The organism is Enterococcus viikkiensis (assembly GCF_005405345.1).
In the GTDB taxonomy this organism is placed as follows: Bacteria; Bacillota; Bacilli; order Lactobacillales; family Enterococcaceae; genus Enterococcus_A; species Enterococcus_A viikkiensis.
Genome location: NZ_BJDW01000001.1, coordinates 260,927 through 274,400, shown reverse-complemented (window position 1 = coordinate 274,400; position 13,474 = coordinate 260,927). Strand labels below are relative to the sequence as shown.

The 13,474-nt window shown below is 41.6% G+C and carries 11 protein-coding genes; 9 read left to right on the top strand and 2 right to left on the bottom strand.

Annotated features, from left to right (window positions below):
- Positions 1-114 precede the first annotated feature (114 nt).
- Positions 115-477, top strand: coding sequence for a DUF1722 domain-containing protein (locus tag FFM67_RS01285; protein ID WP_137612866.1), 363 nt, complete (start codon positions 115-117; stop codon positions 475-477).
- 63 nt (positions 478-540) lie between these two features.
- Positions 541-1,479 carry an NADP-dependent oxidoreductase gene (locus FFM67_RS01280; RefSeq protein ID WP_137612865.1) on the top strand — a complete coding sequence of 313 codons (939 nt, stop codon included), beginning with the start codon at positions 541-543 and terminating at the stop codon, positions 1,477-1,479.
- 317 nt (positions 1,480-1,796) lie between these two features.
- Here FFM67_RS01280 and FFM67_RS01275 read toward each other — a convergent pair whose 3' ends face one another.
- The gene (locus tag FFM67_RS01275) at positions 1,797-2,528 is read right to left on the bottom strand and encodes a nitroreductase family protein (protein ID WP_137612864.1); all 732 of its coding nucleotides are present in this window, start codon (positions 2,526-2,528) and stop codon (positions 1,797-1,799) included.
- Between the two features lie 288 nt (positions 2,529-2,816).
- On the opposite strand from FFM67_RS01275, the gene FFM67_RS01270 reads away from it, so the two are divergent.
- From FFM67_RS01270 to thrS, 4 genes are all read left to right on the top strand, one after another.
- Positions 2,817-3,086, top strand: a complete 270-nt coding sequence (locus FFM67_RS01270) for an ACT domain-containing protein (protein ID WP_137612863.1) — start codon at positions 2,817-2,819, stop codon at positions 3,084-3,086.
- A gap of 12 nt (positions 3,087-3,098) precedes the next feature.
- The gene (locus tag FFM67_RS01265) at positions 3,099-4,442 is read left to right on the top strand and encodes a PFL family protein (RefSeq protein ID WP_137612862.1); all 1,344 of its coding nucleotides are present in this window, start codon (positions 3,099-3,101) and stop codon (positions 4,440-4,442) included.
- Between the two features lie 479 nt (positions 4,443-4,921).
- Positions 4,922-7,603, top strand: a complete 2,682-nt coding sequence (locus tag FFM67_RS01260; RefSeq protein ID WP_137612861.1) for an ABC transporter permease — start codon at positions 4,922-4,924, stop codon at positions 7,601-7,603.
- A gap of 382 nt (positions 7,604-7,985) precedes the next feature.
- The gene (gene thrS / locus FFM67_RS01255; RefSeq protein ID WP_137612860.1) at positions 7,986-9,890 is read left to right on the top strand and encodes a threonine--tRNA ligase; all 1,905 of its coding nucleotides are present in this window, start codon (positions 7,986-7,988) and stop codon (positions 9,888-9,890) included.
- 35 nt (positions 9,891-9,925) lie between these two features.
- Here the strand turns inward: thrS and FFM67_RS01250 are convergent, their stop codons facing one another.
- Entirely contained in the window at positions 9,926-10,516 is a 591-nt protein-coding gene (locus tag FFM67_RS01250) for a TetR/AcrR family transcriptional regulator (RefSeq protein ID WP_137612859.1), read from the bottom strand.
- Between the two features lie 109 nt (positions 10,517-10,625).
- Here FFM67_RS01250 and FFM67_RS01245 point away from each other — a divergent pair, with 109 nt between their 5' ends.
- Genes FFM67_RS01245 through FFM67_RS01235 form a run of 3 tightly spaced genes read left to right on the top strand, consistent with a single transcriptional unit; the run spans position 10,626 to position 13,434 of the window.
- Positions 10,626-11,696, top strand: a complete 1,071-nt coding sequence (locus FFM67_RS01245; protein WP_137612858.1) for an ABC transporter permease — start codon at positions 10,626-10,628, stop codon at positions 11,694-11,696.
- Between the two features lies 1 nt (position 11,697).
- Positions 11,698-12,369: an ABC transporter ATP-binding protein gene (locus tag FFM67_RS01240; RefSeq protein ID WP_137612857.1), complete on the top strand. Its 672-nt coding sequence runs from the start codon at positions 11,698-11,700 to the stop codon at positions 12,367-12,369.
- 60 nt (positions 12,370-12,429) lie between these two features.
- The gene (locus tag FFM67_RS01235; protein WP_137612856.1) at positions 12,430-13,434 is read left to right on the top strand and encodes a nucleoid-associated protein; all 1,005 of its coding nucleotides are present in this window, start codon (positions 12,430-12,432) and stop codon (positions 13,432-13,434) included.
- Positions 13,435-13,474: the final 40 nt, after the last annotated feature.

Sequence of the window (13,474 nt, the reverse complement as noted above, 5' to 3'; positions counted from 1 at the left end):
TAGTGGGATGATTTGCGTATGAAAAAAGATAGCGACCTATCTTGCTATCCAGAAGCTGAGCATTTTTTCCAACATCTCGCCCAACTGATGTTACCCTTAGCCTGAGGTGAGTGGATGGAAGAACAGCAAAAGGAATGGGCGCGTTGGAAATATTTTGTGATGGCTCGCTCTCAGGAAGACTATTTGGTGATTCGTCAGCTTTTTTCGGGTAACCACTGGAGTGAAGAAAAAGCACAACTTTTTTATCAGCGGATTGAACATGTCAAAACACTGCCGGTCAACGTCAAAGCTCAGAGAAATGCCTACGAACATGTTTGGGGGTATTTCAAAAAAATCGCCAGTAAGGAAGAAAGAGGGGAGTTTTTTCGTCGTTTGGATAGACTGAATGAGACGGAAGATTTCGCGTTGCCGTATTTAAAAAAATTGGCTGAGAAGTACCAGATTACCTATCTATTGGATTCTCATCTGTTCGATTGAAGCAAATTGCTACCGATTTATTTGAAGGACTTTTATAATGATCACACATGGAGGGATGTAAGGATGGAAACACGAGCAATTGTCATTAAAAATTATGGTCATGCGGACCAATTGGAAGAAAGCAAAGTTGAATTACCAGAACTAGGTGAACATCAAGTGTTGGTAAAAGTACACGCCACATCAGTCAATCCGATTGATTGGAAATTACGAGAAGGCTATTTGGCACAAATGATGCCGTGGGAATTTCCTATTACGCTAGGTTGGGATGTTGCTGGTGAAATTGCAGCGATTGGTTCTGAAGTAAAGAATTGGCAAGTAGGACAAAAAGTTTTCTCACGCCCTGAGACAACGCGCTTCGGTACATATGCGGATTATACGATTGTGGACGATCATCTATTAGCAAGGAAGCCTGAGAATGTTTCCTTTGAGGAAGCAGCGGCGGTTCCGTTAGCTGGTTTAACGGCGTATCAAGGGTTGTTCGCCCATGGTCAGTTAAAAGCGGGAGAAAAAGTCTTGATCCACGCAGGAGCTGGTGGCGTTGGGATTTATGCGATCCAACTAGCCAAAAATGCAGGGGCAACAGTTATCACAACTGCCAGTGAGAAAAATCATGCCTTGTTAAAAGAACTTGGCGCTGATCAAGTGATTGATTACCATACGACTAATTTTTCAGAAGTATTGGAAAACGTTGATTTGGTTTTTGATACGATGGGTGGAGAAGTCCAAGCTAAGAGTTTTAAAATCTTAAATGAACACGGCCGTTTGATTTCAATTGTGAGTCAACCCGACGAAGAGCTTGCTAACACGGTGGCGGTAGCGGAAAGTATTTGGCTGCAGCCTAATGGGGAACAATTGCAAGAAATCGCCGACTTAATGGCGGATGGTAAAGTGAAAAGCGTGGTTGGACACACGTATCCATTAACAGCAGCAGGCGTCACAGAAGCCCACGAATTAAGTGCTACACATCACGCTAAAGGAAAAATTGTATTGACAAATGAATAAGCAACGGACTGCATCAAATGTTGATGCAGTCTTTTTTTGTGGAGAAATACCGTTTAGTGCACCCATAAGGAACGCACAGTGAGGTATCGATTTATTTTATTGAGGATCGAAGGTCTGTCGATCAATTAGCAATCAACATTTTTTGTTGTCACTGATTGGGATGAATAAAGAAGATGTGGTGAAAAATACAGATTGTTCTTTAACGGTAAAAGATCTCAAAAAAATTTGAAGTTGAATGGAGAGAAATTCTTGAGGGGAGCTTTATGGCAGTTGCAATTGTTCTGGATAACTAGTAGACGAAAAAAGCAAGGTTTCGCTTAAAAGACGAAGCCTTGCTTTTTTAGAAAATCGATTGTATTGCTACGGCGTGCTTGGGCAAAATGTTGCCGAACTTTTTCTGACCAGCTAGTTATCTGCGTATTTGTATTGCGCTCTAAGTAATAAGCTGTTGTCCTTTTATCGTAATCGGCAAGCATTGCTGGAGTGAAAGGATGATAAGTATTTGTATTAAGTATGGCTGTTATTGGCAGTCGTGGTTTAACTTCATTTTTTTCGGCAGGATAGCCGACGAAAAGACCAAAAACCGGATACGTGAATTCTGGCAGATCGAGCAACTCTTTCATTTTAACTAAATCATTACGAATACCGCCAACATAACAAACGCCTAGCTCAATCGACTCAGCATAAACGGCCATCGATTGCGCAGCCAAAGCAGTATCAACAATAGCAACCACTAAGGATTCCAGCGTGCGCAAATGTTCAATGGATAGATCTTGTTGCTGCAAAACTTGGGCGTGTTTATTTAAATCCGCAACAAAAATATAAAGCTGCCCATTCGTTCCATTGTCAACCGGGAACTTTGCGATTGTTTCGATCGCTCTTCTTTTTACAGTATCTGTGATCTGAATCAATGAGTAAGCTTGAAGAAAATTCGAGCTGCTGGCACTTTGAGCAGCTAAAACTAATTGCTCCTGCAAGTTGACCGATAGTTTTTGATCGGTAAATGAACGGACTGAGGTATGTTGAATCATTGTTTCAAAAAGCTCCATCAGAATTCCTCCTCTCTTGTTAATGTCAGAATAAAGCTGGTGCGGAAAGAAGTAAAGAAGAAAGCGGGAGAAATCGCTGCTAGCTCTATTTTGAGGAGTCCTTTTTTTAACAAAAAAAGTACACTATTTTTATACATAGACGATTCGATTAGCCATGCTAAAGCAAGGAGTGGAACTGTCAAAACACGAACGTTTAATAGAAAAAATTTGCTTATATTAATAATTTTCTAATCGGCTTGCCATCGATATGCTATAATTGAAAACAATTATCTGAAAGGAGTCCTGTAAATGCGTGGTGTAGTTACGGTTATTGGAAAAGATAAGGTCGGTATCGTTGCCAGTGTCAGCCAAAAATTAGCAGAACAAAAAATTAATATTCTTGATGTTTCTCAAACGATCATGGGGGATTATTTTACCATGATGATGTTAGTGGATCTAACGAATGCGGAACAAGGGTTTGAAGGGGCGCGTGAGCAACTGCATGAGTTAGGAAAAGATTTAGGTGTGAAAATCAGTATTCAAAATCAAGAAATATTTGATACGATGCATAAATTATAAGGAGGGCTCTTTGTGGAAACCAATCAAATACTGGAAACGATTCGGATGATCGAAGAAGAAAATTTAGATATTCGAACGATTACCATGGGGATATCATTATTAGATTGTATTGATAGCGACAGTGATCGCGCCTGTGAAAAAATGTATCAAAAAATCACCACGAAGGCAAAAGACTTAGTCAAAGTTGGTGAGGCGATTGAAGCGGAATACGGGATTCCCATCATTAATAAACGGATTTCAGTGACGCCCATCGCGATTATTGCGGCGGCGACGCCAGACACGGATTATGTGAAATTTGCGAAAACATTGGACAAAGCAGCTAAAGCAGTGGGTGTAAACTTTTTAGGCGGCTTTTCTGCACTGGTTGAAAAGGGCTATCAACATGGGGATGCGATCTTAATGAATTCTATTCCGCAAGCATTGGCAGAGACTGATTTTGTTTGTGGATCAGTCAATATCGGTTCGACTAAGGCTGGAATTAATATGGATGCGGTCGCTCACATGGGAAAAATTGTAAAAGAAACGGCAGCGGCATCTGATCTTGGTTGTGCCAAATTAGTCGTGTTTGCTAACGCGGTGGAGGACAATCCCTTCATGGCTGGAGCCTTTCATGGCGTGGGTGAGGCGGACTGTGTGATCAATGTCGGTGTCAGTGGCCCCGGCGTAGTGAAGCGAGCATTGGAAAAAGTTAAGGGCGAATCGTTTGATATTGTGGCTGAGGTCGTGAAACAAACGGCTTTCAAAATTACTCGAATGGGACAAATGGTTGGACGGATTGCTTCGGAACGGTTAGCTGTTCCTTTTGGGATCGTGGACCTTTCATTGGCTCCTACGCCGGCAGTTGGGGATTCCGTTGCCCACGTTTTAGAAGAAATGGGTTTGGAAAGTGTCGGGACTCATGGAACGACGGCAGCGTTAGCGTTGTTGAATGATGCCGTGAAAAAAGGCGGTGTGATGGCTTGTAATCATGTCGGCGGATTATCCGGCGCTTTTATTCCAGTTTCAGAAGATGCTGGGATGATCGATGCGGTGAACAAGGGCTACTTAACGATCGAAAAGTTGGAAGCGATGACCGCGATTTGTTCCGTTGGTTTGGATATGATTGCGATTCCTGGCGACACACCAGCCAGCAGTATTGCGGCGATGATCGCAGATGAAGCGGCGATCGGTGTAATCAATCATAAGACCACAGCGGTTCGAATCATCCCAGCAAAAGGCAAAACAATCGGCGAGATGGTCGAATTCGGCGGCCTACTTGGCAGAGCGCCGGTGATGGCGGTCAATGCTGCGGGGTCAAATGATTTTATTGCTCGTGGTGGACGTATTCCAGCGCCCATCCATTCATTTAAAAATTAATCCTTTAATTATTAGAAAATCTTCCTGGGGAGATTAGAAGAATCGAATGAAAATAGCAACCACTCTAGTTTTGAATTAAAGGGGTTTGATACGAATATTTGTGTAAAAGAATATTCGAACGACAAAGTAAATCCGGAGGTAGAAGACTGAGACTCCTACTCGGTGATAGATTTTCTGACTGCTCTCGAGTTGAATCGAGAAACAATCGGAAGAATGTTATTTTTGGCCGTTAGTAATAGTATCGTGAAGGCGAATTTGATTTTCGACGCGCTTCATGCAGGTCTATTCGTGTTTGTTAATATTTTGGGGATCTCGATCATTCTGTTTGCTTCCTCTGTGTGCCGATCATTTTTAACTATCAACCGCTGCAAAAAAAGCTAATTTGCGGCGGTTTTTTAGTTGCTTCCTCACTAGCATGAAAACGTTTTGTGTTAGAATAAAAGGGACTAACTGTTAGAAGCAGATACAGGAGTAGATAGATGAAAAATAAAACTTATATGAAGGCTAGCTTCCGTGAAATTTTTTATTCGAAGGGTCGTTTTATCGCGATCGTTTTGATTATTTTATTAGGCACATTATTGTACGTTGGGATCAAAGCGACAGGCCCAATCTTGAATCATTCTGCTAGTCGTTATGTGGATCGTCAAGAATTATCTAACGTGCAAATTATTTCTACCGGGGGCTTGACTGGAGCAGATGAGCAAATAGCTGCGGATATTCCTCATGCCGAAGCAGAGAGCGGCTATCAATTTTTCTATGCCGACAGTGAAAAGAATCAAGTGGTGAAATTGTATTCTTATAACAAAGACGATCAGCAAAACCAATTGATCGTTAAATCCGGTCATTTGCCGCAAACTGAAAATGAAATTGTGTTGGATGAAAAAGCCCAAGCAGAGGGATATCGCTTGAAGCAAACATATCAGATTGATCAACCGGATCAATTGAAGCGTAAAAACTTTAAGATTGTCGGCTTCGTTCAATCGCCAATCTATACGAGTACCGATGAACGAGGCCTTTCAAATGTCGGCAACGGCGGCGTGGATTTTTTTGCTTATTTGCCAGAAAAAAATTTTTCGTCAGAAGTAAAAAGTGTGATTTATCTCCGATTTGATAATGTCAAGGGCTTAGAGACTTTTGGTAAAGACTATGAAGAGAAGATGGATGAAAATATCAGCCAGATCAAAAAGCTTTTCGCTGATCGATCAAAGGAACGAGGGATGGAGATTCGTGAGGCCGCAGAGAAAGAGCTGCAGCCGAAGAAAATTGAGCTCAATAAGAACTTAGCGAAGCTGGAAGCGGGTCAAAAGGAACTGGATCAAGTGAAGGGGCAACTACAGCAGCAAGCGGCTAGTTTGCCGACCGGTAATCCACAATTAGAAGAGGCCCAACAGCGTCTGGAAACTCAGCAAAAGGAGCTGACGGCCAACCGGGAGAAATTAATTTCCGCCCAGCAGCAAATCAAGGACAGCGAGAAAAGCATCGCAGAGTTGGCGGACCCCAGTTATACTTACGATCAACGGGCTGAAAATCCTGGCTTTCAGGAGTATGGCGACTTATCTGAACGCATCGCGGCGATTGCCAATGTCTTTCCTGTGTTTTTCTTTTTTATCGCGGCTTTGATTACATTTACGACAATGACGCGAATGGTAGAAGAAAATCGGCGAGAGATCGGGACACTCAAAGCTTTAGGGTATTCCCGCTTTGAAATTGCTATCAAATATATTATTTATGCAGTATCTGCTGCAACATTAGGAATCGTACTTGGTAGTGTAATTGGAACCAATACTTTACCACGACTGGTTTTTGAACTTTCTAGTGATCGTTATAATTTTCCTGGTGTTGAAGCCTTCTATTTGGCCCGACCGATTATTCAAGCAGCGATTGCTTTTTTATTCGCCAGCCTTGGTGCGGCATTATTAGTATTGCTACGGGAGCTGCATGAAAAACCTGCGGAGTTATTACAGCCAAAAGCGCCGAAACCCGGCAAACGGATTTTCTTAGAACGGTTCACACCGTTCTGGTCGCGTTTGAGTTTTAATCAAAAGGTCAGCTACCGCAATCTCTTACGGTATAAATCCCGCATGATTATGGCAGTGATCGGGATCGCTGGCTGTGCGGCGTTAATGGTGGCAGGTGTCGGTTTGAGAGATTCCCTCAGCTCGGTTGGCGCGAAGCAATTTGGTCCCATCATTGATTATCAAGGGATCGTGACCTTAGACAATCAGCCAGATACAGCGGCGGTGAAAAAAATCTTCGCGGAGACGCCGCAAATCACCGATCAGCTGGCCACGCTAAATCAAACGATTGAATTGAAACAAAAAGGACAAGCCAATCAAAAATTGACGATGATGGTTCCGTCGGATCGTCACGCCTTTAAAAAGTATGTACACCTGAAAAATCAAAACAAACACTTCAGTTTAATGGATGATGGCGCCGTGATCACTGAAAAAATCGCGGAAATGTTCCAATTGGAAAAAGGTGCCACGCTAACGGTTTATGATGGCGATCAACGCTCCTTCGAAGTGACCATCAGCCATATCACCGAAAATTATTTAGGAAACTTTTTGTATCTATCGAAAGATTATTTCCAAAAAGTTCGCGGTGAAAATTTTGTCGCCAACAGTTATCTGCTGAAGAGTAAAGACATGAGTCAAACCGCTGAAAAAAAATTGGCGGAGCAGTTATTAAGCTCAGCACAAGTCACGAACACCTCCTTCATGTCAACGCAAATCGATGCGCAAGAGCATTCGATGGATAATCTTGACGGGATCGTCTGGATTTTTGTCGTTCTGTCTGGTTTGTTGGCTTTTATCGTTTTATATAATCTGACCAACATCAATGTGTCAGAACGTTTGCGGGAATTGTCTACGATCAAAGTTTTAGGCTTTTATGATCGTGAAGTCACCGCCTATATTTTCCGTGAGAATATTGTTTTTACCTTATTAGGAATTATCTGTGGATATGGGTTGGGGATTGGCCTGACTAAGTTCATTTTGGACCAAGCCTCGATGGAGTCAATTATTTTTCCTTTAGTGATTCGACCAGGTGCGTATTTGATTTCTGGCGGGTTAACGATTCTCTTTACAGTGATTGTCATGACTGCGACTCATTTCCGCCTGCGGCATATCAATATGATCGACGCCTTAAAGTCGAATGAATAAAGTTTTGTGAAAAATTGTTGACAAATTTTTTTTTCGGGTCTATCCTAATAATCAATAGTTGAAAGCAACGAGAAGGACATGATTTTATTTTCACTTCACGACAAGAGAAAGAGGCCTTGGCTGGAAGCTTCTAGTGGAAAAAATAGAAATTACTCCCTTTAAGTGATCGAAAAAACCGGTCCGATTGATACCCGTTACGTATTATGAGAGCCAAAAGGTGCAAACTTTTTGGGAACTTGGGTGGTAACACGTTTATTCACGTCCCTATTTTTATAGGGGCGTTTTTTTATTGAAAACCCTTTTCATCATTTGTTAAAATTGAATGGAGTTGAGGAAATCAATGAATAAAAAATTTACTAAAAATAGATTGGAGTTGAGTTGTATGTCAAAAGAAATCGAAGTCGTTTTACCTAATGGAAATAAGCAAGAGGTGGTTGAAGACACTACCTTGTTTGAGATAAATGACCCTTCTGTTAAGCAGGCAGTTGTTGGCAGTATCGATGGAGAAGTTGTTGATTTATCAACTCCGATCGATCATAATACAGAAATTTTATTTTATAACCGGTCTTCTAAGGAAGGTATGACAGCGATTCGTCACACGGTCAGCCTGTTATTAGAAGAAGCGATCAAAGAACGTTTTCCTGAAGCACTGTTTGCCCACGCGCAAGGTGCTGGTCAAGGTCTGTGGGTAGACTTGCGAGTAGATCAACCTCTAAGTGTTTTAGTATTGAAAGAACTGGAACGTCATATGAAAAAGCAAATCAAAAAAGGTGTCCGGATTGAAAGTACACGTTTGGCTGTTTCAGAAGCAAAAGAAGTCTTTAAAGACAACGAGCTAAAATTATTCGCGTTGAATGAGCTAGAGGATGAGCAGTCGGTTTTTGTTTATACGTTAGGCGAGGTATCCGAATTCTTTTTAGAGCCAGCGGCATTGGATTTATCAGTAGCAAAACATTTTTCCCTATCTAAAGTTTCTGGGGCTTATTGGCTAGGTGACGCGAAAAATGAAATGTTGCAGCGAGTGAACTGTGCAGTCTTCTCAGAAAAAAGCCAGCTAGACAATCATTTAGAATTTTTGGCAGAGTCAGAAAAACGTAGTCATCAAAAATTAGGGAAAGAATTAGACTTGTTTATGTTTTCTGACGAAGCACCAGGGATGCCTTTTTATTTAGAAAATGGTCTGATCATCCGCAATGAGCTGCAAAAATTCTTACGGGAATTACAGGCCAAATATGAATATAAAGAAGTCCAAACACCCTTGATCATGAACCAACGTTTATGGGAGCAATCAGGTCACTGGGATCATTATAAAGATAATATGTATTTCACAAAAGTCGGGGATGAAGATTATGCTTTGAAACCGATGAATTGCCCGGGACATTGTTTGATCTTCAAGGATCGCAAGCGTTCCTATCGGGATCTACCGATTCGCATGGCTGAATTCGGTCAAGTCCATCGCCATGAATTCAGTGGGGCTTTGAATGGCTTGCTGCGGGTCCGGACTTTTTGTCAGGATGATGCCCATATCTTTGTCCGTCGTGATCAAATCGAGCAAGAAATTGCTTTGGCGTTAAAGATTATTGACGAAGTATACAAAATTTTCGGTTTCGAATATTCGGTGGAATTATCGACTCGTCCAGATGATTTCATGGGTGAAATTGAATTATGGGATGAAGCAGAAGCTTCATTAGGAAAAGTCTTGACTGATCAAGGCTATAAATACAATATCAATGAAGGCGACGGCGCTTTCTACGGTCCGAAGATTGATATTCATATCAAAGACGCATTGAATCGTAGTCATCAATGTGCGACTGTTCAATTAGATTTCCAAATGCCTGGAAAATTTGATTTAAGCTATATTGATGAACAAAATCAAGCAGCTCGTCCGGTGATGATTCACCGTGCGGTCTTTGGGTCACTAGATCGTTTCTTAGGAATTTTGATCGAACATTATGCTGGGGCCTTTCCAGTTTGGTTAGCACCGAAACAAGTAGAATTAATCAGTGTTGCACAGGCTCATGAAGCAGGGGTGGAACAATTATTCCAAGAATTTAATGAAGCCGGAATTCGTGTAGAAAAAGATGTTCGTAATGAAAAATTAGGGAAGAAGATCCGGGAAGCAGAGCTACGGAAAATTCCTTATATTTTAGTCATTGGCGATAAGGAACTATCGGAAGAAACATTTTCGTTACGTAAACACGGCAGTCAAGAAGTAATTGAAATGCCTAAAGCTGAGCTGATCCAAATGATTCAAAAGCAAGTCCAAACAAAAGTGCATCAATACTAAAGCAACAGCATAAATCAAAAAGAGCTGAGGAAATCTCAGCTCTTTTTGATTCCTTTAGTTAGCCATTGTGTTTTGAATTGGAAGTCTTGTAATAATTGCTCTTTGTTCCAGTGGTTGGCCAGCATATCTGTTAGGGAATCGATTACCAGCTTCATAGAAAAGTATAAAAAGCTGATTTGTTCGTCAACAGAAGGCATGTCAAAATGATTCTTCACCAAAAGCTCTTGCCATTCGAGGATACCGTGGTTTGTAGTTGGACGATAAGAGAAAAGGTAGCTGTTTTGCGTTAATAGCACGAGCTGCTGATAGCGGGGACTCTCGTGAGAAAGGTCAACATGCATCACTAAAAAGTCTTCGATGCCTTTGAAAAAATCAGCTTGCTGCCGCATCATGTAGGCAATGATCTCCCCGTGAATCTGTCCAGCATAATAATGGATCAAATAGTCATAAGCATCATTCAAATCTTCAAAGTATTTATAAAAAATGCCTCGCGACATTTGCAACGCATCGACGATCTCGCTGACTTTGACTTGACTGACCGGTTTTTCATAAAAAATCGTCAACAGCAGATCGCGGATTTCTCCTTGTCGCTCCTCCGGTAAATTTAAAAAAGTTTTTTTCGGCATAAAGACACCTCTACCTCTATTTTCTTTTCTTTTAGTATAGCATAAAACAAAATCGGTGACATTATGTCACCGATGATGTATGATTGTCCCATTGGAAAGGATGAGAGAGATGTTTTTAGCTTGGAAAGAAATTCGCTATGCGAAATTAAGATACGGATTAGTTGTCGGTATTATGATCTTGGTGGCCTATGTGGTCTTCATGTTATCTGGTTTAGCCAACGGTTTGGCTGATGGAAATCGGAAGGCAGTGGATGATTGGCAAGCCACAAAAATAATTTTGTCGGAGGACAGTAATAAAATTGCCAACGCCTCACAACTACAAATGCAGGACTTGGATCGAGTGACGGCTAAAGAAAAAGCCGGGATTGGTGTCTACGCCACTGCGGTAGAGCACAAAGGCGGGTCAGAAAAGACGAATGTTTCGATTTTTGGGACTGCCAAGGATTCATTTGTTGTACCAAAAATCATCAAAGGACGGTTGTATCAAAATGATAAAGAAGCAATCGTTTCGGAAAATCTTTTAGCAGAAGGCTACAAATTAAATCAAGAGATAAAAATCGGTGATCAAACATTGAAAATCGTCGGTGTGACCAAGGCGAGTACTTATACGATCGCTCCGGTGCTGTATGTAACGCCGGCAGCTTTCAAAACATTGAAATATGGGGCACAGCCAAGCGGCAACCAGCCAATCAATTTGATTGCCACCAAAGGAAAAACGACGATTGACCAAGAGAAGGATCAGACAAAACTAACGAGTATGACGCCTGAGACGTTTATTGAAAATATTCCAGGCTATTCACCAGAAAAATTGACGTTGAATACAATGATTTATTTCTTATTTGTTGTTGTAGCTGCGATCATCGGAATCTTTATGTACGTCATCACGCTACAAAAAACGTCGATCTTCGGCGTGATGAAAGCACAAGGCGTGGCAACGAACTATTTAGTTCGCTCGATCTTAGCACAAGCCTTTCTCGTTGGCATCATTGGAGTTGCCGTAGCAGTCGGACTGAGCGTTTTGACAAGTTCTGTCTTGCCAACTGCAATGCCGTTTGCAGTTCACTGGGAAGAGTGGGCATTGTATAGTGTGATTTTAGTATTCGTTGCCATGATCGGTGGATTGTTCTCGATCCGAACGGTTACAAAAGTCGATCCGGTCACTGCGATTGGAGGAGAATAAAATGAATAATGTATTAATGATGAAAAGTGTCGTGAAGAAATTTGGTCAAGGACATACCGAAGTAACGGCTTTAAAAAATGTGGACTTTACGGTTGCTGAAGGCGAGTTCGTCAGTGTGATTGGGCCTTCTGGTTCAGGGAAAAGCACATTTCTAACAATCGCTGGGGGATTACAAACCCCCACCGAAGGAAAAATAATGATCAACGGTGCAGACTTTGGTCAAATGCAGGAAAAGGAACGCTCAAAGGCACGGTTTAAGGAAATCGGCTTTATTTTACAAAGCTCTAATTTGATTCCTTTTCTAAAGGTCAAGGAACAATTTCAATTCGTCGAAAAGATCGAAAAAGAAAAAAAGACAGCTCAAGCGGAAGACTTGTTGAAGTCGTTAGATATTTGGGAATTGCGGGAGCAATATCCGAAAGCCTTGTCCGGTGGCGAACGCCAACGTGTCGCTATCGCCCGTTCGTTATTCAATGATCCTAAATTGATTTTGGCGGATGAACCGACAGCCAGCTTAGATTCTGATCATGCCTTTGATGTTGTCAAGCTTTTGGCAAAAGAGTCTCATGAACGCAACAAAGCGATTGTGATGGTGACCCATGATGAACGAATGACAAAATGGAGTGATAAGGTCTACCAAATGAAAGATGGTCAACTTGTCGTGAAAGAGTAGTTGCGCAACACCCTGCTTCCTGTGTATAGTAGTAAAGTTGAGATAGAAAGCAGGGAATATATGGACATTTATTTAAAAAAAGCCGCACTGCATATTGTGGATCGCGAGTCTGGCGACCCAATCTTTAGTCAAAGTGAACTTGATTTAACGAAGGAATATGTGCGGGATTACTTAACGAAAAAAATTCAAAAGCTATCTTCCGCTCAAACCAAGACGGGTACGTTGGCGGAAGATTCAATGTTTGCCTTAGTGAGTCAACAGGCGGAGCATGAATTTTTGTCCGCTAGTGAGCGGTTGGTCTCTCGCTGGTATGAAGCGTATAAAGAAAGTGAAGAGGCGCCCAGTGCCGATGCGTTTGTCGCGCTGTATGAAGAAGATACGCAACTGTATTTAGCTTTTTTAAAGGTTAATTATCATGAAGGTTATACTCACATTGTCGATTCAGATGAGAGTGGTCTGAAGAATGAATTGATCATTCATCGGGCGCTACTGTCTGGGAAGACCCAAAAGGCTGATGAAGGGATCGTCGTTAATTTAAGCAATTTAAGTTATGAATTGATCGAGAAAAAGTATCCTTTTTCAGGTGAGAAGCGGTTGTATTTTTCTACTCAAGTGATTGAAAGTCAACCGGCCCCGTCTTTGGAAGAAAATGTTCGGGTGATTAAAAAAGTCGCCGAAAAAATTGGTGCAAAGTTTGAAAGCCAAAAGCATGATGTCATCGCCGATGTAAAAGAAGCGGTCTACGATATTGTGGAAGAAAGCGGACAGATCGATGCCAAGAGCGTCGCACAAAAAGTTTTTAAAGACAATGTCTCAGCGCAAATGGCGTTTCAAGAAGAAGTTGTGGAAAAAGGATATGTCGATCAAGCGCCACTTCTACGAGAAGTTCGAGAGATCACCGAGAAAAAATATGGCAAGCAAAAATTGAAATTATCGAACGGCATCGAATTGATCGTTCCTTTAGATGTCTATCGCAATCCTGAATTAATCGAATTCATCAACAATCCGGATGGAACCATCTCAGTTACCATCAAAAATGTCGATGAAGTCATCAACCGCCTGTAATTGGCGGTTTTTGTTTGGACTTTTTGCCAAGGATTGAGAG